The following is a 24162-nucleotide window of genomic DNA, read 5'->3' as shown; positions in this document are numbered from 1 at the left end:
TTCTCCTATGCGCGGCAGCGATCCATAAGAAAGGATAATGACAAAAGCCGCCGCGTACGCCAAGGGGTAGCCTAGAGCCAAGACTGGGCGTACTGCAGACGCTGCAGGGTTTCTGTCCGTCCGAGCACCGCCAGGGTCTGGTCGAGGGGGGGCGAAACGGCGCAACCGGCCACCGCCACCCGCAACGGCTGCGCGACCTTACCCAGCTTGCCCTCGGCATGCGCCTGCGCCAGCGTCTGCAGGGCTTGATGCAGGTCGGCCACGGTCCAATCGGTCAAAGCGGCGAAGGCCGCCGCCGCCGCCGCGAGCAGGGGTCCATTGCCGCGCAGGTGTTTGTCGAGATCCTTCTCCTCAGCCTGCTGTGGTGCCCGATAAAACATTTTTGCGGCCGCTGCCATTTCGACCAGGGTCTTGGCCCGTTCGCGCAGGAGCGGTACCACTGCTGCCAGGGCCGGACCAGCCTCAATAGCCGTCGCGTCGACCCCCGCCGCAAGGAGATAGGGATGCAGCCGTTGCGCCAAGTCCTCCGTCGACAATACCTGCAAATGCTGGGCATTGAGCCAAAGCAATTTGTCGGGATTGAAAGCCGAGGCCGCCCTATGTACCTCCTCGATACGAAAGTACGACAGCATCTCTGCCCGGCTGAAGACCTCTTGATCGCCATGGGACCACCCCAGGCGTACCAGAAAATTGAGCAGGGCCTCGGGTAGAAAGCCTTCCTCGCGATACTCGAGCACGCTCACCGCACCATGGCGCTTGGAGAGCTTTTGCTTGTCGGGCCCGAGAATCATCGGCACGTGGGCGTACTGCGGCGGGGTGGCACCCAGGGCGCGGAGGATCTGCATCTGCCGCGGTGTGTTGTTGAGATGGTCATCACCGCGAATGACTTGGGTGATACCCATATCCCAGTCGTCGACGACGACACAGAAATTATAGGTGGGCGTCCCATCGGAACGGGCAATGATGAGGTCGTCGAGCTCCTGATTTTGAAAGCGCACCGTACCATGCACGAGGTCTTCGACCACTGTTTCGCCCTCGTCGGGGCTGCGGAAACGAATCACCGGCTGGATGCCCGGCCGAGGCTCGTGGCGATGGCGACAGCGGCCATCGTAGCGCGGCTTTTCGCCGCGCGCGCGCTGCTCCTCGCGCATCTGCTCGACTTCTTCCTTACTGCAATAGCAGTGGTACGCCGTTCCCGCTGCCAGCATCTGCTGCAAGACCTCGGCATAGCGGTCCATGCGTTGGGTCTGGTAGAAAGGGCCCTCGTCCCAATCGAGCCCGAGCCATTGCATGCCCTCGATGATTGCCGCCGTCGCCTCGGGGGTGGAGCGTTCGAGGTCGGTATCTTCGATGCGCAAAACGAACTGCCCTTGGTGCTGGCGGGCATGCAGCCAGGAAAAGAGCGCGGTACGCACACCGCCAATATGCAAATAACCCGTGGGGCTGGGGGCAAATCGGGTACGAACGGTCATCGACAGCAAATCCTATCTGATAGTCGGGTAGAAGGGTCGATCATAGCAGGCGAGCGCCACACCTCACCAACCCGGCAAGCCTCGTCAGCCATAGGAATTTTTGATAGTGCATAATTTGCATTGACGAGGACGCTGGTTGCCCCTAGTATCAGCCCACGGTACCTCCTAACAAGAGAGCCAGCGTTCTGTTTATACACGGTAAAATCTGCAGATTTGGTCAGGGTGCTCGTTTTCGGCCTCCTCACCAAAGAAGGAGTCACATGCGAAAGTCGGCCATCGCCTTCTCATCGATTTGCGTTCTCTGTGCTGCGCCTGCAGTTTGGGCGCACAATGGCGCCAGCGGTACCCCGGAAGATGCGGGTAGCCAGGAAACCCTCTCTCAACTGATCGCCCGTTTGCAGCCCACGGCCACGCCAAGTGCCGACGATACGGTCGCAACGACGCCGGAAAGCGGTGGGCTGTTGCAGGATTTTCATCAGCTGCAGCAGCAAGATCAGGCCCTGACGGATTCCCAGGAGACGATCTGGACGGCGCTCGTACAGGGATTCCGCATCAGCGACGTGTCCCGGCCCCGGGTTGCCAAATGGCGGAGTTGGTTTCTGCAGCACCAGGGCAAGCTCGAAGAGATTCTCCACAACTCTCGGCCTTTCCTGTACTACGTGGCGAACGCCGTGCAAGAACGCGGCATGCCGATGGAGCTCGCCTTGTTGCCGGCCATCGAGAGCGGCTATAACCCGAAGGCCTTCTCGCCCGCAGCGGCTGCCGGTTTATGGCAATTCGTGCCCGGCACGGCAAGAAATTTCGGGCTGCAAAATACCCGCTGGGGTGATCCACGCCTCAGTCTCACGGCCTCCACCAACGCCGCCCTCGACTACCTCTCTTATCTGTACAATTACTTCGGCGGCAACTGGCTCCTTGCCATTGCTGCCTACAACGCCGGGCAGGGAACCGTCTCGGCGGCCATCCAACAGAATGTTGCGGCCGGACAGCCCACGGATTTTTGGGACTTGAATCTGCCCAGCCAAACCGAAAACTACGTCGCCGAGCTCCTCGGTCTGGCACAGATCATCGAAAACGCCAAGGCCTACCACGTCGATCTGCCTAGCATTCCCAATAGCGCCCACATTGCCCTCGTGCACACGCCGCGGCGGGTCAACCTGCAGGTGGCAGCACAGCTCATGAACGTTTCGGAGTCTGAGCTCAAGCGCCTCAATGCCGGCCTCAGTCACGGTGTTGCTCCCGCTGGCTACTCCTTGGTGGTGCCCAAAGACAAGGCGGAGGCCCTGCGCACCGCACTCCTGCAGATGCCGAGCGAGGAGCAGGATAGTATCCCGGCAGCACCGAGCAGCCAAACCCCCGCGCCGGAGCAAGCCGTAGCAGCCCCGGCAGCACCAAAGCCCATGCCGGTGGCGGCGGTAGCCACCCAGGCAGTATCGGTAGTGCGTTATACTTCCGTGCGGCCGGGGGAGACCCTCTCCGAACTCGCCCTGCGCACCGGAACCTCCGTGCGTGACCTGGAGCGCTGGAATCATTTACGCTCTGCCCGCAGCCTGCAAGTGGGGCAGCGTCTTGTCATTTACGGCGGTAAGGCCGCAGCCGTGCAAACCGCCTATCGACCACAGCAGATCACCGTACAACCCGGCGATTCTCTCACGCAACTCGCCCAACAAGCTGGCGTGAGTGTGGCGTCTCTGGCCGCTGCCAACGGCCTGCGCGAGACGAGCATGATCCACCCGGGTGAACGATTACGGTTGCCCGGTGCCCATCTGCAGACTGCCGTCTATGCCGCCAAGCGCAGCGGCGGCAGTATCCGGGTACGTCCCGGTGAATCCCTGTGGCAGCTCGCCCAGCGTGCTGGGACGAGCGTTGCGGCATTGGCGGCGGCCAACGACATGAGTACCCACAGCGTCATCCACCCTGGCCAGGTCCTGCGCCTGCCAGCCCGCGGCAGCGTCGTGGCCTCCCTGAATCCGCAGCAGGAACGGCTAGCCACGGCACCACGCGCGACGACCTATGTGGTTCGTCCTGGTGATTCGGTCTGGCAGATTGCCCAGCAGTTTCATGTCTCCCCCCACGCCTTGGTGCAGTGGAATCGCCTCGCCTCGGCAGCGGATCTGCAACCGGGTAAACATTTGACCATCTTCTTGCGCTAAATCAAAAGACTGGAGCTTTTACCGACGATGGGATTCTTGCAGAACAAACAGGCTTTGGTGGTTGGCGTTGCCAATGAGCGCTCCATTTGCTGGGGCATTGCCCAAGCGATGGCGCGGGAGGGTGCGAGCGTGCTGCTCACCTATCAAAGCGAGCGCACCAAGAGCCGCGTCGAAGAGTTAGCCGCGCAGATCAATGCACCCACCCCCCTGCCCCTAGATCTCCTCGATGCCGACCAGGTAGCGGCGGTGGTTGCCGATCTGAGAGCACGCTGGGGAGGGGTCGACATCGCCATTCATGGCGCCGCTTTTGCACCCAAGAATGAGCTTTCTGGAAACTATGCCGACGTCACCACTCAAGAAGGCTTCCGCATTGCCCACGAGGTTTCCTCCTACAGCTTTACGGCCCTTGCGCAGGCTCTGCGTCCGCTGATGCAGGGGCGTCAGGGAGCTCTGCTCAGCCTCAGCTACTTGGGCGCCGAGCGGGCGATGGCCAACTACAACGTCATGGGATTGGCCAAGGCCAGCCTCGAGGCGGGAGTGCGTTACCTTGCCTATGCCTTGGGGCCGGAGGGGATCCGCGTCAATGCCATTTCGGCGGGGCCGATCCGTACCCTGGCGGCCAGCGGCATCAGCGAGTTTCGCAGCATTCTCGATCATTATGCCCAGCATGCGCCGCTGCGGCGCAATGTTACCCAAGAAGAGGTCGGCAATGTTGCCGCCTTCCTCTGCTCCGACCTCGCCTCCGGCATCACTGGTGAAATCACCTACGTCGACGCCGGATATAACACGGTCGGCTTTTAGCCGCGGCGCTTCTCGACCTCCGCCAGCATGGCGGTAAAGGCCTGCGAAAAAGCGTCGAGCCCCTCTTTTTGCAGCTGCGGGGCGATTTCACCATCGAGGTCGATGCCCAATTCCGCCAGCTGGGCGAGGGTCGCTTCCGCCTCTTTCATGCCCTCCTCCAGGCGATTGCCAAGTCGCCCATGCTCACGCAGCTTGCTCAGGGTTGCGTCGGGCAGGGTGTTGATCGTCTCTGGCCCCATCAGCGGCTCCACATAGAGCAAATCGGGATAAGCGGGATTCTTGGTGCTGGTACTGGCCCAAAGTAGGTACTGCGGGCGTCCGCCCTGGGCGCGCAAGGGCGCAAAACCGCTGCCGTGGAACTCGTCGCGGTAGATGGCATAGGCCTTCTTGGCCATGGCGACTGCTACCTTGCCGCGCAAAGCCAGCGCTTCGGCACTGCCGATCTGCTCCAATCGTTGGTCGACCAGGGTATCCACCCGCGACAGAAACAAACTGGCGACGGCCTTGACCTGCTCTGCCTTGCCGCCGGCAGCGATCCAGTCGGCAAGACCCTGTCGATACGCGGCAAAAACCGCGCGAACATGGTGCAGACCAAACATCAGCGTCACGTTGACCGAGATGCCACGCCCAATCAGTCGGCGCAGGGCGGCAATGCCCGCCGCCGTGGCGGGAACCTTGATCAGCAGATTATCACGCTGCACGATGCTGCGCAGACGCTCCGCCTCGGTCACGGTTGCGTCTTCGTCCATGGCTAGGCGGGGCGACTCCTCCCAACTCACCCAGCCGTCGTCACCGTTGGTAGCGCTATGGATGGGCTGCAAAAGGTCACAAGCCATTTGCAGGTCCTTCTGCACCATCTGCTCGTAGAGGCGCTCTGCCGACTCCGCTGGCAAAGCGAGATCCTCTTGATAGTACGGGCTTTCATGAATGGCTTTCTGGAAAATACTGGGGTTGGAGGTAACCCCAGAAATCCCGTCCGCTTCGATGTAGCGCGCCAGAATACCGTCGTGAATCAGGGTACGAGAGAGATTGTCGAGCCACAGACTTTGGCCCCAGTGGGACCGCACTTCGCGTAAATCGACCATGCGCTTTTCCTCGGCAAGTTTCCTGCTCTAGAGTCTAGTGCAGAATCGCGCCGGGCGGCGGATTCATGAGGCGGTATGGATACCGGCATGGGCACCCTCGAGGACCTCGGCACAGAGATCCTGCCAGTTTCCGCGGCGACCCAGGGCACGCAGCAGCATCGGCAAATTCAGTCCATAGACGACGGCGACCCAAGGATTGTCGTTATGCGCGGGCAAGGCGTTGGCGGGGCTGGCGCCGCGAATGTCGCAAAGAATCAGAAGCGGGCTCTGGGCATTGGCATTGGTAATGCGCTCCACCAGCCCTTGGCGGAGGGGCGCAAGATCGTCTCCTTCGGGAGCCAAGGCCTCGAGATCATCGGGAAGCGCACCGTAAATATGCGTACAGACCTCCAGAAAGGCCGCCCCCAAGCCGCGATGAGTGAGTAGTAGAAGGCGTGCCTGGCTCAAGAGAAACGTTCCCGTAAATCGAGTTCGCGGTGCTCCACCAAGACCTCCTGGCCATTCCCGGCCAAGGCCCGGGCCAGCACCTCGACCATGTATACGCTGCGATGCTTACCACCGGTGCAACCGAGAGAAACCGTGACATAGTTGCGGTGGTCTTCGGCAAAGGGCGGCAGCCATTGGCGCAAAAAGAGCTCCAGGCTCTGGCGCGCCGTCTGCACCAGCTCCTGCGCCGCGAGAAAGTCCTGCACCGCCGCATCCCGACCGGTAAGCAGGCGTAGTTCTGGTTCGTAGTGGGGGTTCGGCAGCGCGCGCAGGTCAAAGACAAAATCCGAATCGGCCGGTACCCCGTGCGAAAAGGCAAAGGACTGCAGCAGGAGAACCAAGCCGCGCGCGCGCGCCACCTGCGCCCACGCCTGCACCCGCAGATGCAGAGCGTGGCTACGCACCTGGGAGGTATCGAGAACCCGATCGGCGAGTCGCGACAGAGGCGTGAGAAGAATCCGCTCGCGCAAAAGCACCTGGCGCAGGGCCGCCCCCGGCTCGGTCGCCTGATCGCTCAGGGGGTGGCGTCGCCGGGTTTCGCTGTAACGCCGCAGCAGGGTTTCTTCGTCGGCATCGAGAAAGAGGATACGCGGTTGCAGGCCATAGTCCCGATGCAAACTATCGAGCGCCGTTGGTAAGGCATCCAGAAAAACACGATTGCGCACATCGATGCTAACGGCAACGCGCAGCAAATCGCGCTGGTGATGGGCAATCTCTTCGAGCAGGGACTGCAAAAGAGTGGCGGGGAGATTATCGACGCAAAAGTAGCCCAGGTCTTCCAAGGCCTGCAAGGCGGTCGTCTTGCCGGAACCAGAAAGGCCGGTAATGAGGACGAAGTCACTGAGATTTTTCATGGCGCGCTCGGTCCCCCGCGGGTTTGTCGATCGAAAATTGCCAGCATGTCGATGCCCGACTCGCGTACATAGTGGGCACGTGCCGCCGCCTCTACCAATACCGCCAGGTTGCGTGCGGCACTCACCGGCAGGCGCAGGCGGGGAAAGGGCACTCCCAAGATCTCCCAATTATCGACCTGGCCCTGCAGGCGGTCGATATCTGCCAGCTGCATTTCCGCCATATCGCGAATTTCCACCACTAGGCGCAATCGCTTGGAATCGATCACCGAAGCGGCGCCAAAGAGCTGGCGAATATTGACGATCCCGAGGCCGCGCACCTCCATGAAATCTTGTAGGGCCGGGGGGCAGTGCCCGGTCACCACCCCTGGCGCCTCGAGGATACAGAGGACGCTATCGTCGGCAATGAGACGATGGTTACGGCTGACCAACTCGAGGGCCAATTCGGACTTGCCGATACCGGCCTCGCCCTGGATCAGAATTCCTACCCCAAGAACATCGACGAGCACGCCATGCAAATGACAACGCGGCGCCAGTTCCCGTTGTAGATACTGTTGCAGCCGCACCAGTATCTTACGCGCCGGCAACGGACAGGCGAGGACGCTGACGCCCTCGGCAAGGACTACCGCCAACCAATCGGCAGGGGGCGAAACGCCCTCGGCCAGAACCAATACCCGCAGCCGCTTGACCTGATACCTTTGGGCCGGATGGCTGAGAAGGTAATCCAACTCCGCTTGCCCAAGTACCTGCACCGGGTGCGAACGGATAAAGCTGAGAAAACCCACCAGCGCCGCACCATCGCTCACATGTTGCGGATCGGCGCTGAGGGCATTATCGGCACGCCCCGGATGTAATAGGCTCCAGCCCAGCTCGCGCTGGAGATCGGCTACCAACCGTACTACGGCAACGCTTCGATCCATGGCTCCTCAGCACCACCGGCGGTGGCAAGGCAACTGGTTTCTAGGCTTCCTCGACAAGGAGGGACCGGAAATCCGCAGGCTTCGTCACCTGCAGCAGTTGCTGGCGTAGCTCTGGCCGCGCCAAACGGGTAGCCAGCTGCGATAGTATCTCTAGGTGCTCCAGGGTAGCGGAGGCAGGCACGAGCACGCCCAAGAAAAGGCGTATCGGCTCGCCATCGGGCGCCGAGAAATCTACCGGACTGCGGGTGCGCAGGGCGGCAACGGCGGTTTGCCCGATACCCGCGAGACGAGCGTGGGGAACCGCGACGCCTCCACCCAGGGCAGTGGAACCCTGTGCTTCCCTGTTTTGCAGTGCTTGCAGAATGTCTTCTGCCGGCATGGCGGCAGCGACGCCAAATAAGGTAGCCAACCGTCCCAGAACACTCATGGCATCCTGGTCTGGTGTATCGAGGAGAATGGCTTCTGCGCGGAGCGGCAAAGCAGCCATGGTCATTCGGTTTCGCTGGCAAGCACAGCGGCTACTGGAGCGCCCCGGTGGCGCTGCAGTTTTTCCTTGTATTGCCGCACCTGCCCATCGATCTTTTCCGCGAGTTGGTCGATGGCTACGTACATATCCGCTGCACGCGCTTCGGCATGGAAATCGTGGCCGGGGGCGCTGACGCTGATTTCGGCTACATTGGAGAGTTTTTCGTGCCCCAGATATTTGAGTACGACCCGCCCGACAATCACCCGATCGAAATAGTGATCGAGGCGACCGAGCTTTTCTGTGACATGATTTTTGATGGCCTCGGTGAGGTCCAGGTGTTGCCCACTAATGTGTAGTTGCATGGCAAGCTCCTAGCTTTCGTTGCAATTATGGGAGTCCGTCACTGCTCTACCGCTCCATATTCAGTGTAGCGCCTTGGTCACGATTGCAAAAGCGGCGAGGTCGACTCAAAAACCGCGACGCTGGCTCGCCGGGGGAATGTTGGCGGCCTCGCGATATTTGGCAACCGTGCGGCGTGCAATCTGTATGCCCTGCTCGCCCAAAATCTTTGCGATCTCGGCGTCACTCAAGGGGTGCAGATGGTCCTCAGCCTGGATGATCTTGGCAATGACGGCACGAATCGCCGTCGCCGAGGCAGCGCCGCCCTGCTCGGTACCCACATGGCTCGAAAAGAAATATTTGAATTCGAAGAGTCCGCGCGGGGTGGCCATGAATTTTTGGTTGGTAACCCGGGAAATCGTCGACTCGTGCATCTCCACCGCCTCGGCAATGTCGCGCAAGACCATCGGTCGCATCGCTTCGGGGCCGCTACGGAAAAACTCGATCTGACGCTCGACGATGGCGCTGGCAACTTTGAGAATGGTTTCTTGCCGACTCTGTAAGCTTTTGATGAACCAGCGCGCCTCGTTGAGCTGTTCCTGGATGTAGCGGTGCGCGGCATCCTTGCCGGAGGAAAGATCGGCATAATGTCGGTTGATCCGCAGCCGCGGCATCGCCTCGGCGTTGAGTTCGACCCGCAGGCGCTTGCCCACCCAGCGGACGATCACATCCGGAATCACATACTCGGATCCGCCACCGCCAATCTCCGCCCCGGGCTTGGGATTGAGTGCGGAGATGAGGGCAACGGCAGCGCGCAGTTCTTCCTCGCGCACATCGAGGACCTGCGCCAAACGGGCATAATCGTGCTTGGCCAACAGTTCGAGCTGTGTTTCGACGATGCGCCGAGCCAGGGGCAGCGCAGGATCTTCATCAGCAAATTGCTGCAACTGCAGAGACAAGCATTCCGCCAGCGTGCGAGCTCCTACCCCCGGCGGATCGAAGTCCTGCACCTGGGCAAGGACTGCTGCCAAAGCCTCGGGACTTTGCCCGGCGGTCTCCGCCAGCTCTTCTACACTTGCTTGTAGATAGCCGTTGTCGTCAATGGCATCGATGATCAGCTCGGCAAGACTGCGCTCTTCCGTGCTGAAGGAGGTGAGATCCGCCTGCCAACGCAGGTAGTCCTGCAAACTCTGGGCGCGACTGTTACGCGCCTCGTAGTCCGGCAGGTCGTCCTCGCTGCCGGCCGTGCTCGGCCCAACGCTGCCAAGGTCGAAAACGTCTTCCCACTGGCTGTCGACCGGCAATTCATCGGGCAGATTCTCGCTGGCCGCAAGATCCAATTGGCGATCTTCCGCCACTGGGCTGCTTTCTTGCGGCTCAGACACTAACTCGGGGCCTTCCTCCTCGTCGAGCAGGGGATTGTTGTCGAGCATCATCTGCACTTCTTGCTGCAGATCGAGGGTCGACAGCTGCAGCAGACGAATGGCCTGCTGCAGTTGCGGCGTCATGGCCAAGTGCTGGCCGAGTTTGAGTTCGAGTCCTTGTTTCATGGTTCAGATCTTGAACTGCTCTCCCAAGTACACCTCGCGTACGGCGGGGTGGGCAATGATCTCCTGCGGACTGCCGGCGCTGAGCACCTGCCCATCGTGCAGAATATAGGCGCGCTGGCAAATTCCCAAGGTCTCTCGCACATTGTGGTCGGTAATGAGAACGCCAATGCCACGCTCACTCAGACCTTGCACCAACTGCTGAATTTCGATGACCGAGATGGGATCGATACCGGCGAAGGGCTCATCGAGGAGCACAAAGCGCGGGTTCATGGCCAGGGTGCGAGCGATCTCTACCCGCCGCCGCTCGCCGCCCGATAAACTCTGACCGCGACTATTGCGCAGACTCTGCAAATGCAGCTCCGACAGTAGCTGTTCGAGGCGCTCACTACGTTCTTCGGCACTAAGAGGAAGTTGTTCGAGAACCGCCAGGATGTTGTCCGCGGCACTCAGCTGTCGAAACACCGAAGGCTCCTGGGGCAAATAGCCCAGTCCCAAGCGCGCCCGCCGGTGCATGGGCAGGGTGCTGATATCCTCGCCATTGAGCAGGATACGGCCGCTATCGGGGCGTACCAGGCCCACCATCATGTAGAAGGTCGTGGTCTTGCCGGCACCATTTGGTCCCAAAAGACCCACCACCTCGCCCGCCTGCACCTCCACCGACACCCCGCGCACGACGGTACGCCGGCGAAAACGCTTGACCAGGGATTCGGCGCGCAGCTCTGCGGTCATGGCTTCGACTTGTCGTCCTTGGCCGGATAGAAGACCGAGCGCACCCGCCCCCCTGGGCTTGCCGTGACTTCGGTCTGCTGACTCTGCAGCAGGTAGATCACCTGATTGCCGGTGACCTCATTTTTGCCCTGCCAGAGATGCGCATCACCGGTGAGCACGATGCGCCCGCTACCCGGCTCGTAGCTCAACTCCTGGCCGTAGCCATGACGTTGGGCGCTCGACATGGTGAAGCTGACCGGATTACCCGTGGCGACCGCCTTCTCGACCTTGCCGGCGTTGGCGTGGATAGTGAGTTGCGCGGCATGAATGATGAGATCGCCTTGCTGCATGACGACGTTACCGCTGTATATGGCCTCTTGTACTGGCTTGTTCTGGCCGCGGAGCTGATCGGCGGCAATATGGATGGGGCCCTTGCCCAGTTCGGCATCAGAGGCCGTGGCAGCGAGCACGGAAAGGGGTAGCAAGGCCAGAACGAGGACTGGCCAGAAATTACGGTTCATAGACACCCTGCACCCCGCTTAGCAACTGAAACTGCTCCTGTTTGATGGAGGCCCATAGGCCGGTTCCCTGCAACCTGCTGCGGCCGTGGGTTAGATAGACCGGCGACGACGTACGCAAAATTCCGGTCTTTGGATCGTAGTGCAGCTCGTCCGTGCGCAGGGTGTTGTCTGGCGCCAAGGTGGCAAGGACCTGCCCCCAGACCGTGAGCTCCTGATCGCCGTTTTGCAACAGGCCATGCGCTGCCTGCAAAGAAAAATTTCCCTGGGCGCGAAAGCGTTGCACCGAGAGGTCGCTGAGATAGGTCCGATTGCCTGCTGGCAGATGGTAGGCAGTTTGCGCCCGCGCAAGCAAGCGTAAGGCGCCCGCGGCGTCGTACTCACGCAGCACCACATCGCTGGCTGCCTGATCGCCGCGCTGAATACCGCTTTTCCAATCGATGGCGGGATAAGGTAAGGCGTGGCGCGGCCAGGTCCACCAGAGGAGCGCCGCGCCCAACGCCGCCAGCAGCAAAAGCCAAGGGAAACGCAGAGTCATACCGTCCCCAAAGCCCGCGCCAGGACCCCATCCCACTTACCTTGGGCGCGAAGGATGAACTCACTGAGTTCCCGCACCGCCCCCATGCCGCCGTTGTTTTGCGCTACCCAGTGTACCCGCGTCAAAACTTCGGGGTGGGCGTCCGCCGGCGCTGCAGCCAGCCCGACCCGCCGCAATACGGCTAGGTCGATGAGATCGTCGCCCATGTAGGCGAGCTCTGCATCATCGTAACCCGTGGCCAAGAGTAGTTCGGTGTAGGCGACCACTTTATCGAGACTACCCTGATATACCCGGCTGATTCCCAGATCGCGGGCACGATGGGCCAGGGCGGGGGAAAAGCGGGCCGTGATCAACGCGACCTCGACGCCGCAATCCTGCAGCAGGCGAATTCCATGGCCGTCGCGTACATGAAAGATCTTGCTTTCCTGGCCAGTGGCATCGAAGAGGAGACGGCCGTCGGTGAGCACCCCGTCGACATCGAGAACGAGCATGCGTAGGCCTTGGCAGCGACGGATGAGATCGCTCATGCCACCCCCGCGCGCAACAGGTCGTGCATGCTGATGACGCCATCGAGACGTCCGTCGGCATCCACCACCAGCAACACCGAGACCCGCTCTGCCTCCATACGCGCCATGGCCTCGGCGGCCAGGGCATCGGCAGCGATGCACAGGGGGTGGGGTCGGTAAAAGTCGACCATCGAGCGTCCCCAGAGATCTTGTTGCTCGGCAAAGGCCCGACGCAGATCGCCATCGGTAAAGATGCCGAGGAGGCGGTCTTGTTCATCGACCACTGTCGTCATCCCCATGCCTTTGCTACTGATTTCCAAAATCGCTTCGTGCAGCGGGGTATGCAAGCCGACCCGCGGCAGCTGTTCGCCCCGGCGCATCAGGTCTTCGACTCGAAGCAACAGGCGGCGACCGAGGGCACCACCGGGATGCGAGAGGGCGAAATCATCGGCAGAGAAGCCTCGCGCGGTGAGCAAGGCCATGGCGAGGGCATCGCCCATGGCAAGGGCGGCAGTGGTCGAGGCCGTGGGTGCGAGATTGAGGGGGCAGGCCTCGCGGGCCACCGCACAGTCGAGGTGCACCTCGGCGCGACGGGCAAGGGTGGAGTCCGCATTACCGGTGAGGGCAATCAAGGGCACCCCGAGGCGCTTGACTACCGGCAGAATGGCCAGGAGCTCCACCGTTTCCCCGGAGTTGGAAAGGGCGAGGAGGAGATCGTCGCGGGTGAGCATACCGAGATCGCCATGGCTTCCCTCCGCCGGGTGCAGAAAAAGCGCCGGGCTACCGGTGCTGGCCAAGGTTGCCGCAATCTTCTTGCCAATGATGCCAGATTTGCCCATACCGCTGACGACGATACGCCCGCGACAAGCAAGGAGCAGCCGACAAGCCTCGACAAAAGGTTCATCGAGGCGGGCCTCGAGGGCTTCCAAGGCCTCACGCTCGAGGCGCAGGGTTTCGCGCCCGGTCTGCAGCAGGGCCTCACGGTCAATTTTAATCACTGCTTCGGCTTGCCTCATAGGCAATATGGCACTCCGGATGCGCGGCCATAACCCGGTCGATGTCTGCAAAAGAGGTTTGCTGCAGGAGCTTCCAGCATTTTACATTGACCTCGGCCAATTGCCGCGGGTGCTGGCGGTACCATTCCACCGACCCTTGCGGCGGGCTACCCGCTAGGATCTGCGGATGATCTACCCAGAACAATAAAAAAAACAAGGCAATGGCGCCTATGAAAATTAGGGCATAAATGATCTTCATCGCCCCTCAGCACCCCAAACGGCATACTTCACTCGATTTCTTCCCCATATTGCGAATTCAGGAGGGCCACCAGCCGCTCCTCGCGTTGGGCGAGGTCGGCAAGCAAATTCTTGGCCAGATTATCCCACAAGCCGCGCAAAGGCACGAGTGCCGCGCCCGCCTCCAAATCCACCAGAAGTTCGGCAACCTTATCGAGGCTTTCGCGCAGCTGCAGCCCGCTGCTCAGGCAGTTTTTGATCTGTTCACGCGGATGCGGAATCCAGGAACGGTCGGCAGTATAGGAGCGCAATCGCTCGCCCGCATCGAGGAGACGCCGCCGCAACTTGCCCAGGGCGCCGATTTTGCTGCTCTTGAGTTCTCCCCACACGGCAAGATCCAGGAGCTGCAGCCACTCTGCCCGCCAACGCTCCACCTGCGCTGGCGGTACTTGCACGGCGCCGCGCACGTCTTCTGCATCAAATCCCATGTTTTCCTCCACAGTGGCTACGCGCAAAGCACAGTCGTTCGGGACTACCAACGTCGCACCAAAATCCTTGCTGGTGATAGGCACGCAATCGTCTCGCGGCGATCCATTCGCGCAGCCAAGGCGCAAGCGGTGCCGGACCTGGCGGGTAGGCGTGCAGCCAAGCAGCGTTCAAGACGGCCAAACCGCTATAGGTATAACTGGGGCGCGACGGATCGGGCAGGGTAAGCCAACCCTCCGCCTCGCCAAAATCGCCCGCGGGATGATGCGCGGGATTATCCACCAAAACCAGGCCCGGCGCGCTGGCAAGCAGCTCCGGCAAGGGGTGTGCCGTACAGATGTCGCCGTTTAGGAGCAAAAAGGGCTGACCCTCTAAGCGCTCGCGCAAGGCGACCAGGGCACCGCCGGTTTCGAGGCGATGTGGTCCCTCATCGCTGTACTCGAGCACCATTCCCTGCCATTGGCCACCGAGAAAACGCGGCAATAGGGCGCCCAGATGGGAGAGATTGATGAAAACCCGTTCGACACCAGCGGCGGCGAGGGCGTCGAGATGCCGAACGATGAGAGGTCGACCGCCCACACTGAGGAGGGGTTTAGGCAGATAGTCGGTACGCGGCCGCAGCCGCTCGCCGCGCCCGGCAGCCAAAATCACGGCTTGTTGCATGGCGACCAGGGCGAAAACAGCGGTAGATAGGATTGCCAGGCGGGGTTACCGGCGAGGAGGTCTTCCAGATACGCCCAAAAACGGGGCAGAAATTCGAGGTAGGCGGTCTTGCCATCGCGGTAGGCCAAGCGACAGAAAATCCCGAGTATTTTTACAGTACGCTGGAGCGCGAGCACCTCCACCTGGGCAGCAAAGTCCGCGGCATCCGGCACGGCCACCCCCTCGCGCTGCAGATGCTGGCGATAGCTCTCGATCCAGGCCCGGCGCTGCTCTCGGCCCCAGTCCCAGTAGCGGTCCCAGAGTAAAGAGGCGAGATCGTAGGTCCAGGGGCCCATAACGGCATCCTGAAAATCGATCATCACCACCTCGCCGGTCTCGCGCAGCAAGAGATTGCGGGCGTGAAAGTCGCGGTGTACCCAAACCTTGGGCTGGCGGGCCGCCGCTTGCAGGAGCTCGGCAAAGAGCGTCTGCAACCGCGCTTCCGCAGCGCTATCGAGGACGATCTGTAAATGCCGCCGCAGGTACCAGTGCGGGAACAGCGCCAGCTCCTCCCCGAGGCGAGCGTCATCGTAGGCGGGAAACATTGGCAGCGGGCGTAGATGCCGCGGTGCCTTGGCCAAACCCGAAAGCAGAGGAAAGGTGGCGGCAAAGAGTGCCGCCGGCGCCTCGCCAGCGTCGAGGGCCTCCTTGAGATCGCGGCTGCCCAAATCCTCCTGCAGTAAGAGCCCGAACTGCAGCGATACCGCATCGATCCGCGGCACCGGCAACCCCAGAGCGGCAAAACGCCGCTGCACCCGCAAAAAGGGCAAGAGCTCGGCCGGCTGCGGCACCTGGGCAAGGATCCGTTGCGTCCCTGTCCGCCAATACCGACGGGGGCTGGCATCACCAGGAATCGGCTCGAGGGCGGCCACGTCCACGCCCTGGGCGTGCAAAAAGGCCTGGGCAGCCGGAGAGAAGGTATGGGTAGATGATTGCGACATGCGCGCATTCTGTGCGATTTTACGCACCTATGCCTAGCCCTGGGACGCGCATGATGGCCGTAGGCCGGTATCGCCCGCGGCGCCGGTTGCTGACCTGCGCGGCCGCAGTTATCTCTATTTTGCCAGCACTGGCCTGTGGTCAGGATGGTCCGGTAACGCTCTATGCCGACCAGATCCACGGTCTCGGCAGTGGCCAATGGACCGCTTCGGGTAATGTCGAGGTGCTGTACGGCGATCGTCGCCTCTACGCCAACCAAGCGCACTACGACCAGAACAAAGACGAGATCATCGCCCAAGGTCAGGTGCGCATGGTCAGTCCGGGAATCGTGACCAACGCCCCCGAAGCCACCCTCAAAATCCACAGCAATCAGGGTATCGTTTTGCATCCCCGATTTCTGTTACCTAGCCAAGATGGTCACGGCCATGCCCGTACCGGCCAGGAACTGGGCAAGGATCGGTATCGCCTGAACGAGGCCTGCTACACCACCTGCCATGGGCGTGTTCCGGCCTGGCAAATTTATAGCCAGCAACTCGATCTCAATCAGAACGACCAGTACATCACCACCTACAACAGCACCCTCAATGTCTATGGCCTGCCGGTGCTATGGCTGCCATATTTGAGTTTTCCCTTGCAGCGGCATTCGGGAGTCCTGCCCCCGACCATCGGTAGCTCCACCATCAATGGCTTCACCTTGGGGGTTCCCTACTATTTCGATATCGCCAGCAATCTTGATGATACCCTGACGGTAGAGGGGCTAACCAAGCGCGGGGTGCTGCTGCAAAATCAATTCCGCTACCTCGAACCGAACTATAACGGCAAGCTGCTGCTCGATTTGCTACCCCACGATAAGCTCACCGGCAGCAATGTCTGGGCAATCTCCTGGCAGCATCAGCAAAATCTGGGTGACGGTTTTGGTCTGACGGTAAATTACAATCGCGTCAGCTACCGCAATTTTCTTGCCGATCTCGCCGGCGTAACCGGCTTCAATGGTGGCTACATTGGCGGCGTTGGCAATGCCCCCTACCTAACTTCCAATGCCGCGGTGAACTACGGCAGCCAACATCTACAGGCCGGGGTAGAGTTGCAAGGGTACCAGGAGCTCGCCCAAGGCAGCAGCGCTCCTTATGCGCAACTACCCTATGTTTACGCCAATGGGTATTGGCGCTTGGGCAAAACCGGATATTTCGACTGGCGGAGTAATTTCAATTACTTCTACGCCAGCACCGGGCCCATCGGCCAGCGCCTCGATCTCACCCCCACCCTGGGTTGGAAATGGAGCCGCGCCTGGGGCTTTCTGGAACCGCAAGCGCGGCTCTATTTCAGCCACTATCAGATTCAACGCAATGAACCCTATGCGCGCGTCAGCAATCGTAGTCTGCCGGCCCTCAGTCTACGTGGCGGCTTGAATTTTGTCCGCGATGGCAAGGATGGCAGCAGCATCGTCCTGCATCCCTTGTTCAAGTATCTGTATATTCCACTGCAGGCGCAGAATCAAATCCCCAATTTCGATGCCAGCCAACCGTACCAGAATTACGACTCGATCTTTACCGACAATTCCCTGTTTGATGGCAGTGACCGCATCAATGCCGCCAACCAACTCACCTATGGTCTGGAGGGAACCGGGTACGATCCCAGGGGACGGGAAATCTGGAGCGCAGCAATCGGACAGATCCGTTATTTCAATCGCCAGCAGATCGATCTCGATGGCAATATCATTCCGCAGGCGGCGCGCTCCAACTATTTTTGGCAGGCGCAGTATGCTCCGCTTCCGAATCTCAATTTCCTTGCCAGTTCGGAGACCAATGCCGATTGGAAACGCTTCGAACGCATGGACTTTCGCGCCCAGTGGCTGGCCCATAACGGTACCGTGCTCAATCTCGACTATCGCTACACACGCAACTTCGTAGATCAGGCCGGGGTGTCGGCGGCCCTGCCCATTGGCAAGCAGTGGCGACTACTCGGCAGTTATCGATACGACGTGCAGGATCGAAAGCCCTTGGAGCAGCTTGTCGGGATCGGCTATGATGGCGGCTGCTGGACGGCGCAACTCATGATGTTCCATCAGATTTTGCTGGGGGGACAAACGAACGATGCCGTCTATCTGGAAATCGTGTTGCGTGGCCTGACCAGTATCGGCAACAGCTCGAACGGCTTCCTTGACCAATATGTGCCCGGCGCCCGCATGGAGTTCTGATGTTTCGACTACGCCATACCCTGACCCTTGCCCTCTTGGCGAGCAGTTGTGCTGCTTACGCAGCCACCCCCTTCGTCAATCGCGACACCCTCCTCGCGGCCCCCGCCAGCAACTCCTCGCGGGTCTTTTCCGCGCGCTCCGAAGTGGCGCCCGAGAGCAGCAGTAGCCTGCCGGCAAACCTCGATTATCTCGACAAGGTGGTGGCCGTCGTCAACGATCAGATCATTACCTCGTTGCAGCTCGATCAACGCGTTGCCACCATCAAAGCGCAGTTGCAGCAGCAGGCACCCGGGCAATTGCCCCCCGATAGTGTCTTGCGTCGTCAGGTGCTGCAGCAGATGATTCTGCAAGACATCGAAGTGCAGATGGCCAAACGCATGGACATCAGCGTCGACCAGGCCACCCTCGACCAGGCCGTCGCCAATATCGCCCGCAGCAATAACCTGACCCCCGACCAACTGCGCCAAGCCCTGAGTGAGCAGGGGCTGTCTTGGTCCTCTTTTGAAGACAACTTGCGCGATCGCATTCTCGTCGATCGCCTGCAGCAGCAAGAGGTCGAGGCGCGGGTGCATTTGAGCGATGACGAGGTAAGAACCTTTGCCACACAGCTCAAGCAGTTGGCCGGAGTGAGCTTCGAGTTGCAGCAGATATTTCTTCCTTTGCCTGCCGACCCAAGCCCCGATGCCCTGAGCGCCGTGCGCCAAGACGCCGCCCGCGTGCACGAGGAGCTGGTGAATGGCGCCAGCTTCACCCGCTTGGCGACGGAAGTGAGCGCTGCCCACGACGCCTTGCAGGGCGGCCGCTTGGGCTGGGTCAAAGCGGCGGAACTCCCAAGCTCGGTGAGTCAGGCCTTGCTCAAACTCAAACCGGGCGATATCAGTTCGGTAATTTCCACCCCCACGGGTTACCGCATCTTCAAACTACTCGACATCAAGCACGAAGATCCCTCGGTTACCGAGGTCAAGGCGGCAATGATCGTCCTTCATGCGGGCAAGGGGATTCAGGAGCAGGAAGCCGAGGCCCAAGCCAAGGACATCGAGTCTTCGCTGCAGGCGGGCGCCAGTTTTGCCGAGCTCGCCAAGCGCTACAGCCAAGACAGCCGCACGGCGGCGCAAGGCGGCGATTTGGGCTGGGTCGCCCCTGGGCAGCTACCAGACGAGCTCGAGCGCGTGCTGGCGACACTGCCCACTGGCAATGTCAGCGCTCCCATACCGTTGAACGGTTCGATTTATATCCTCCAATCACTGGGACAACGTCAGACGCCCCTATCCGATGCCCAGCTCAATTCCGTGGCTCGTATGCAGCTCTTTCAGCGCACCGCACAGGAACGCCTGGAAGAGTGGCAGCGACGTATCCGCGACAGCGCCTATGTCGAGATCCTCGATCCCAGCCTGCGTACACAGAATGCTTGAGTCGGGAACCCCCTTTCTGCGGCAACAGCGCCCGAGTCCGGAGGCATTGCTCGGCCACCGCGCCTTGTCCGCTCTCGCCTGGACTCCCACCTGGACCCTGTATCGCAAAGAGGTGCTGCGCTTCGCCCGGGTCTGGCTGCAGACCGTCGCCGCCCCCCTGGTCACCACCCTGCTTTACCTGCTCGTCTTTGGTCACGCCTTGGGCGCGCACGTGCACATGCAGCATGGCGTGTCCTATATCGCCTTCATCGTGCCCGGTTTGATGATGATGTCGGTATTGCAAAATGCCTTTGCCAATAGCTCCTCTAGCCTGATCCAGGCCAAGGTCACCGGCAATATCATCTTTCTGCTACTGAGCCCCTTGCGCCCCACGGAAATCTTTGTGGCCATGACCGCTGCCTCGATCACCCGCGGCATCGTCGTTGGGTTGGCAATCCTTGTTCTTGCCTCTTTGTTTCTCCATCTGCCCTTGCAACATCCGCTTTGGATTCTCGTCTTCACCATGCTCGGCGCTGGCGGCATGGGTGCCCTGGGGATTGTTGCTGGGCTCTGGGCAGAAAAATTCGACCAGATTGCCGGCTTTCAGAATTTTTTGATCATGCCCCTGACTTTTTTGGCGGGCGTGTTCTACTCCGTGCAATCCCTGCCCGGCATTTGGCGCCAACTGTCGATGATCAACCCCTTCTTTTACACCGTCGATGGCTTCCGCTATGGGTTTTTTGGCGATACCGACGTGTCGATCTGGATTTGCTTGGCAGTGGCTTGTGCCTTTTTCTTACTGAGCTCGGCGGCGGCCTGGCGACTGCTCGAGCGTGGCTACAAATTACGGCCCTGAGATGGGCTCACAGGCGCGATCTTTTCGGGTACACTAGAACCATGATGCAAGCAGATACCATCCGTTCTCTCATCGAGGCTGGTCTTCCGGGCGCTCGGGTACAGGTTTTTGGCGATGACGGCGCGCATTTCGAGGCGGTGGTCGTCGCCGAACAATTCCGCGGTCAATCCCTTGTCAAGCGCCATCAGCAAGTCTATGCCTGCCTGGGCGAGCGCATGCGCGAGGAGATCCATGCCCTGCAACTGCGCACCCTGAGCCCCGACGAAGTCAAGGCATAATCCACTCTCCCCCATTTACGAGGTAGGTACCATGGCCGATATTCAAGACATCATTCGCGAACAGGTGCAGAAGCACCCCATCACCCTCTACATGAAAGGCAATCCGCGGGCACCACAGTGCGGCTTTTCGGCACGGGCGGTACAGCTGTTGCAACAGGCGGGGGTGAAGGAGCTCTTTACCGTCGACGTGCTGGCTGATCCGCAAATTCGCGACGGCATCAAGAAATTTTCCAACTGGCCGACCATTCCGCAGTTGTATATCGGCGGCGAATTCATTGGCGGTGCCGACATCATGGCCGACCTGTATCAGCAGGGCGAGCTGCAGAGCCTGGTGGCCAAGGCACAGGGCTGATTCCTTCCAGTGGATAAGCTGCTCCTGCGTGGTAATGGTCCCCTGCGCGGCGAGCTGCGAATTTCCGGGGCCAAGAATGCGGCCTTGCCTTGTCTCGCCGCCACGTTACTTGCGCAAGAACCCGTCACCTTGCGTAACGTGCCGCACCTGCGCGACGTTACTACCACCCTCGAGCTGCTGAGCTGCCTGGGGGCGCGGGTGATGGTGGACGAGCAGCTCGGGGTAGAGATCGACCCTCGCAGTGTGCACTCTCTGGTTGCCCCCTACGAGTTGGTCAAGACCATGCGCGCCTCCATCCTCGTACTGGGGCCGCTGCTGGCTCGGCATGGCGCGGCGGAGGTCAGCCTGCCCGGTGGCTGCGCCATCGGCAGTCGGCCAGTGAATGTGCATCTCACCGGGCTCGAGGCCCTGGGTGCTGAAATCCGCTTGGAAGACGGCTTCGTCAAGGCCAAGGCGGCGCGTTTGCGCGGCGCCTCCATTGTCATGGAGATGGTTTCCGTGACCGGGACCGAAAATCTGCTCATGGCCGCCACCCTCGCCAAGGGACACACCCGCATCGAGAACGCCGCACGCGAGCCCGAGGTGGTCGACTTGGCGCGCCTGCTCAATGCCATGGGTGCGCGCATCAGCGGTGCCGGTACTTCGGTCATCGAAATCGAGGGGGTCGATGCCCTGCATGGCTGCGAGCACCAGATACTCCCCGACCGCATCGAAACCGGCACCTACCTGGTCGCCGCGGCGATGACCGGTGGTGACGTCTTTTTACGCCGCACCGACCCCCGCCTTCTCGACGCCGTCCTCACCAAGCTGCGCGAGGCGGGTGCCGAAATTAGCGAGGACGGCGACGGCATCCGCCTGCGCATGGATCGGCGACCGCAGGCGGTGGACGTGCGTACGGCGCCTTACCCGGCCTTTCCCACCGACATGCAGGCGCAATTCATGGCCCTCGACTGCATTGCCGAGGGCAGCGCCATGATCAGCGAAACCATCTTCGAAAACCGCTTTATGCACGTTTCCGAACTGCAGCGCCTGGGGGCGCGGATCGACAGCGACGGCAAGACCGCCGTGGTGCGCGGCGTGCCCCGCCTGCAAGGGGCACCGGTCATGGCCACCGATTTGCGCGCCTCGGCCTGCCTGGTCTTGGCCGGCTTGGTGGCCGAGGGCGAAACGCTCATCGATCGCATCTACCATCTCGACCGTGGCTACGAAGTCATCGAGGAAAAATTGGGCGCCCTGGGCGCGGACATCCGACGCATTCGCAATCAGAGTGGAAAAGTGGCATGAACGAGAGCTTGACCATCGCCCTCTCCAAGGGGCGTATCCTGGAAGAAAGCATTCCCCTCTTTGCCGCCGCCGGCATCGAATTGGCCGAGGACCCCGAGAAATCGCGCAAGTTGATCCTGCCGAGTACCGATCCGCAGGTGCGGTTTTTGGTCATCCGCGCCAGCGACGTGCCCACCTATGTGAGTTGGGGTGCCGCCGATGTTGGTGTTGCTGGCAAGGATGTGCTCCTCGAACAGGAAAATCTCGCCCTCTACGAGCCCCTGGATCTGCGCATTGGCGTTTGCCGCATGTCGGTAGCCGAACCCGCCGCCCTCGCTGCCAACGACCGTCTGGAGAGCTGGGAGCGCGTCCGCATTGCGACCAAATATCCGCGCATCACCAAGCGCTTCTTCCAGGCGCGCGGCATCCAAACGGAAATCATCAAACTCTACGGTAGCATGGAACTCGCGCCCCTGGTGGGCTTGGCAGACCGCATCGTCGATTTGGTTTCCAGCGGACGCACCCTGCGCGAGAATGGCTTGGTCGAAGTCGAGGAGATCATGCCCATTTCCAGTCGGCTGGTGGTCAACCCGGCGGCCATGAAGCGGAAAGGTCGCGCCATCGAAAATCTGATTCGCAAACTGGAGGCGCAGCTAGAGCCATGAAACGTCTCGATACTCGGCAAGCCGATTTTACCGCCGCCTTTGCGGCCCTGCATGGCTGGGAGGCCAGTGGCGACCATAGCGTCGAGGAGCGGGTGCGGGAGATACTGCAAGCCGTGCGTCAGCATGGCGATGCCGCCCTGCTCGACTATACCGCGCGCTTCGATCGTCTGCGCTTGGCCGATGCCAGCGCCTTGGAAATCTCCCTCGACGACTGCCACGCGGCACTGGAAGCCTTGCCGGCGAGCGGCCGAGCAGCACTGGAAGCCGCGGCCGAGCGTATTCGTAGCTACCATCAACAGCAGCGCAGCGAAAGCTGGGAAATTACCGATGCTGCCGGTAATCGCCTCGGGCAGCGGATTTTGCCTCTACGTCGGGTGGGCATCTATGTGCCGGGCGGGAAGGCGGCTTACCCCAGTTCGGTGCTGATGAATGCCCTGCCAGCCAAGGTGGCGGGGGTGGAAGAAATCATCATGACCGTGCCTACCCCAGACGGAGAGATCAATCCCTGGGTGCTGGCGGCGGCAGCGGTGGCCGGGGTGCAGCGGGTCTTTCGCATCGGTGGGGCGCAGGCGGTTGCCGCCCTGGCCTACGGTACCGCGGCGGTGCCGGCAGTGGACAAGATCGTCGGGCCGGGAAATATCTATGTCGCCACTGCCAAGCGTATGGTCTTTGGCAAGGTCGGCATCGACATGATCGCCGGGCCAAGCGAGATTCTCGTCCTCAGCGATGGATCGGCACCGGCAGAATGGCTGGCCTGGGACCTGCTCTCCCAAGCGGAGCACGACGAAATCGCCCAGAGCATCTTCATTACCTGGGATGCGGCCCACCTCGAAGCCGTCGCTGCCGCCGTCGAACAGGCCCTGACGGAACTCGACCGCGCCCCCATCGCCCGTCAAAGCTGGGGCAATCGCGGCGCCTTGATCCTCGCTCGCGATGCTGCCGAGGCCTGTGCCCTGGCCAATCAGGTGGCACCGGAACACCTCGAGCTAGCCGTGCAGGAACCCCGCACCCTGCTACCGCAGATCGAAAATGCCGGCGCCATCTTTCTCGGTATCCATACTTGCGAGGCCCTCGGCGACTACGTCGCTGGCCCCAATCATGTGCTACCCACCGGCGGCAGCGCCCGCTTTTCCTCGCCCCTGGGCGTCTATGACTTCGTCAAGCGCAGTAGCCTGATCGAGGCTAGCGCTGCCGGCGCGCAAGAACTCGGACGTCTGGCCGAAACCCTGGCCACCGCCGAGGGTCTCAGCGCCCATGCCCGCTCGGCAGCCGCCCGCTGCAAGGACTCCCGGTGAGCGAACCGTCCCTGCAAGAACGCTTGCTGCGCCCGACGGTGCTCGCCAGCCGCGCCTATGCCGTGGCCCCCAGTGATGGATTCATCAAGCTCGATGCCATGGAGAATCCCTAT

Annotated in this window: 27 protein-coding genes; 10 read left to right on the top strand and 17 right to left on the bottom strand. The window is 61.2% G+C overall.

Annotation, left to right across the window (positions count from 1 at the left end):
• Nucleotides 1-71: 71 nt before the first annotated feature.
• Nucleotides 72-1472, bottom strand: coding sequence for a glutamate--tRNA ligase (gene gltX, locus RTI30_RS02640; protein WP_312261380.1), 1401 nt, complete (start codon nucleotides 1470-1472; stop codon nucleotides 72-74).
• A gap of 260 nt (nucleotides 1473-1732) precedes the next feature.
• On the opposite strand from gltX, the gene RTI30_RS02635 reads away from it, so the two are divergent.
• Nucleotides 1733-3625 (top strand): LysM peptidoglycan-binding domain-containing protein, encoded by a 1893-nt coding sequence (locus RTI30_RS02635; protein WP_312283321.1) that lies wholly within the window; start codon nucleotides 1733-1735, stop codon nucleotides 3623-3625.
• A 27-nt stretch (nucleotides 3626-3652) separates the two neighbouring features.
• Nucleotides 3653-4426, top strand: a complete 774-nt coding sequence (locus tag RTI30_RS02630) for an enoyl-ACP reductase (protein WP_312261376.1) — start codon at nucleotides 3653-3655, stop codon at nucleotides 4424-4426.
• On the opposite strand, the gene tal is transcribed toward RTI30_RS02630, so the two are convergent.
• From tal to RTI30_RS02550, 16 genes are all read right to left on the bottom strand, one after another.
• Complete coding sequence (gene tal, locus RTI30_RS02625) at nucleotides 4423-5511, bottom strand: transaldolase (RefSeq protein WP_312261374.1); 1089 nt, start codon at nucleotides 5509-5511, stop codon at nucleotides 4423-4425. The two genes, RTI30_RS02630 and tal, sit on opposite strands and share 4 nt — an antisense overlap.
• Before the next feature lie 63 nt (nucleotides 5512-5574).
• On the bottom strand, nucleotides 5575-5958 hold the full coding sequence (locus RTI30_RS02620; RefSeq protein WP_312261372.1) for a PTS fructose transporter subunit IIA: 384 nt from the start codon (nucleotides 5956-5958) through the stop codon (nucleotides 5575-5577).
• Nucleotides 5955-6851 carry an RNase adapter RapZ gene (rapZ, locus tag RTI30_RS02615; protein ID WP_312261370.1) on the bottom strand — a complete coding sequence of 299 codons (897 nt, stop codon included), beginning with the start codon at nucleotides 6849-6851 and terminating at the stop codon, nucleotides 5955-5957. Before rapZ ends, RTI30_RS02620 begins: the two co-directional genes overlap by 4 nt.
• Nucleotides 6848-7768 carry an HPr(Ser) kinase/phosphatase gene (hprK, locus tag RTI30_RS02610; protein WP_312261368.1) on the bottom strand — a complete coding sequence of 307 codons (921 nt, stop codon included), beginning with the start codon at nucleotides 7766-7768 and terminating at the stop codon, nucleotides 6848-6850. The genes rapZ and hprK overlap by 4 nt, the downstream gene beginning before the upstream one ends.
• Before the next feature lie 40 nt (nucleotides 7769-7808).
• On the bottom strand, nucleotides 7809-8261 hold the full coding sequence (locus RTI30_RS02605) for a PTS sugar transporter subunit IIA (RefSeq protein WP_312261367.1): 453 nt from the start codon (nucleotides 8259-8261) through the stop codon (nucleotides 7809-7811).
• On the bottom strand, nucleotides 8258-8596 hold the full coding sequence (gene hpf, locus RTI30_RS02600; protein WP_312261365.1) for a ribosome hibernation-promoting factor, HPF/YfiA family: 339 nt from the start codon (nucleotides 8594-8596) through the stop codon (nucleotides 8258-8260). Before hpf ends, RTI30_RS02605 begins: the two co-directional genes overlap by 4 nt.
• 105 nt (nucleotides 8597-8701) lie before the next feature.
• Complete coding sequence (locus RTI30_RS02595) at nucleotides 8702-10123, bottom strand: RNA polymerase factor sigma-54 (protein ID WP_312261363.1); 1422 nt, start codon at nucleotides 10121-10123, stop codon at nucleotides 8702-8704.
• A gap of 3 nt (nucleotides 10124-10126) precedes the next feature.
• On the bottom strand, nucleotides 10127-10852 hold the full coding sequence (lptB, locus tag RTI30_RS02590) for an LPS export ABC transporter ATP-binding protein (protein WP_312261361.1): 726 nt from the start codon (nucleotides 10850-10852) through the stop codon (nucleotides 10127-10129).
• The gene (lptA, locus tag RTI30_RS02585; protein ID WP_312261360.1) at nucleotides 10849-11352 is read right to left on the bottom strand and encodes a lipopolysaccharide transport periplasmic protein LptA; all 504 of its coding nucleotides are present in this window, start codon (nucleotides 11350-11352) and stop codon (nucleotides 10849-10851) included. Before lptA ends, lptB begins: the two co-directional genes overlap by 4 nt.
• A complete protein-coding gene (gene lptC / locus RTI30_RS02580) occupies nucleotides 11342-11887 on the bottom strand; it encodes an LPS export ABC transporter periplasmic protein LptC (protein ID WP_312261358.1) in 546 nt (181 codons plus the stop codon). The genes lptA and lptC overlap by 11 nt, the downstream gene beginning before the upstream one ends.
• Nucleotides 11884-12414 carry an HAD hydrolase family protein gene (locus tag RTI30_RS02575; protein ID WP_312261357.1) on the bottom strand — a complete coding sequence of 177 codons (531 nt, stop codon included), beginning with the start codon at nucleotides 12412-12414 and terminating at the stop codon, nucleotides 11884-11886. Before RTI30_RS02575 ends, lptC begins: the two co-directional genes overlap by 4 nt.
• Complete coding sequence (locus tag RTI30_RS02570) at nucleotides 12411-13391, bottom strand: KpsF/GutQ family sugar-phosphate isomerase (RefSeq protein ID WP_312261355.1); 981 nt, start codon at nucleotides 13389-13391, stop codon at nucleotides 12411-12413. Before RTI30_RS02570 ends, RTI30_RS02575 begins: the two co-directional genes overlap by 4 nt.
• Nucleotides 13384-13647, bottom strand: coding sequence for a hypothetical protein (locus RTI30_RS02565; RefSeq protein WP_312261352.1), 264 nt, complete (start codon nucleotides 13645-13647; stop codon nucleotides 13384-13386). Before RTI30_RS02565 ends, RTI30_RS02570 begins: the two co-directional genes overlap by 8 nt.
• Nucleotides 13648-13675: 28 nt before the next feature.
• Nucleotides 13676-14113, bottom strand: coding sequence for a hypothetical protein (locus tag RTI30_RS02560; RefSeq protein WP_312261351.1), 438 nt, complete (start codon nucleotides 14111-14113; stop codon nucleotides 13676-13678).
• A complete protein-coding gene (locus RTI30_RS02555; protein ID WP_312261349.1) occupies nucleotides 14103-14774 on the bottom strand; it encodes a nucleotidyltransferase family protein in 672 nt (223 codons plus the stop codon). Before RTI30_RS02555 ends, RTI30_RS02560 begins: the two co-directional genes overlap by 11 nt.
• Nucleotides 14759-15754, bottom strand: coding sequence for a phosphotransferase (locus RTI30_RS02550; protein WP_312261348.1), 996 nt, complete (start codon nucleotides 15752-15754; stop codon nucleotides 14759-14761). Before RTI30_RS02550 ends, RTI30_RS02555 begins: the two co-directional genes overlap by 16 nt.
• Nucleotides 15755-15804: 50 nt before the next feature.
• Here RTI30_RS02550 and RTI30_RS02545 point away from each other — a divergent pair, with 50 nt between their 5' ends.
• The 8 genes from RTI30_RS02545 to hisD are packed head-to-tail and all read left to right on the top strand — an operon-like array spanning nucleotide 15805 to nucleotide 24049.
• Complete coding sequence (locus RTI30_RS02545; protein WP_312274609.1) at nucleotides 15805-17949, top strand: LPS assembly protein LptD; 2145 nt, start codon at nucleotides 15805-15807, stop codon at nucleotides 17947-17949.
• Complete coding sequence (locus RTI30_RS02540; RefSeq protein ID WP_312261345.1) at nucleotides 17949-19361, top strand: peptidylprolyl isomerase; 1413 nt, start codon at nucleotides 17949-17951, stop codon at nucleotides 19359-19361. Before RTI30_RS02545 ends, RTI30_RS02540 begins: the two co-directional genes overlap by 1 nt.
• Nucleotides 19354-20196, top strand: a complete 843-nt coding sequence (locus RTI30_RS02535; protein ID WP_312261343.1) for an ABC transporter permease — start codon at nucleotides 19354-19356, stop codon at nucleotides 20194-20196. The genes RTI30_RS02540 and RTI30_RS02535 overlap by 8 nt, the downstream gene beginning before the upstream one ends.
• A gap of 41 nt (nucleotides 20197-20237) precedes the next feature.
• Nucleotides 20238-20474, top strand: coding sequence for a BolA/IbaG family iron-sulfur metabolism protein (locus RTI30_RS02530; RefSeq protein ID WP_312261341.1), 237 nt, complete (start codon nucleotides 20238-20240; stop codon nucleotides 20472-20474).
• Nucleotides 20475-20505: 31 nt separating this feature from the next.
• Nucleotides 20506-20826, top strand: a complete 321-nt coding sequence (grxD, locus tag RTI30_RS02525) for a Grx4 family monothiol glutaredoxin (RefSeq protein WP_312261340.1) — start codon at nucleotides 20506-20508, stop codon at nucleotides 20824-20826.
• Between the two features lie 9 nt (nucleotides 20827-20835).
• Nucleotides 20836-22110, top strand: a complete 1275-nt coding sequence (murA, locus tag RTI30_RS02520; RefSeq protein WP_312261338.1) for a UDP-N-acetylglucosamine 1-carboxyvinyltransferase — start codon at nucleotides 20836-20838, stop codon at nucleotides 22108-22110.
• On the top strand, nucleotides 22107-22754 hold the full coding sequence (gene hisG, locus RTI30_RS02515; RefSeq protein WP_312261336.1) for an ATP phosphoribosyltransferase: 648 nt from the start codon (nucleotides 22107-22109) through the stop codon (nucleotides 22752-22754). The genes murA and hisG overlap by 4 nt, the downstream gene beginning before the upstream one ends.
• Nucleotides 22751-24049 carry a histidinol dehydrogenase gene (gene hisD / locus RTI30_RS02510; RefSeq protein ID WP_312261334.1) on the top strand — a complete coding sequence of 433 codons (1299 nt, stop codon included), beginning with the start codon at nucleotides 22751-22753 and terminating at the stop codon, nucleotides 24047-24049. The genes hisG and hisD overlap by 4 nt, the downstream gene beginning before the upstream one ends.
• Nucleotides 24050-24162: the final 113 nt, after the last annotated feature.

This window comes from Candidatus Igneacidithiobacillus taiwanensis, assembly GCF_031962545.1.
In the GTDB taxonomy this organism is placed as follows: Bacteria; Pseudomonadota; Gammaproteobacteria; order Acidithiobacillales; family Acidithiobacillaceae; genus Igneacidithiobacillus; species Igneacidithiobacillus taiwanensis.
This window is presented reverse-complemented; position numbering and strand designations above follow the sequence as displayed.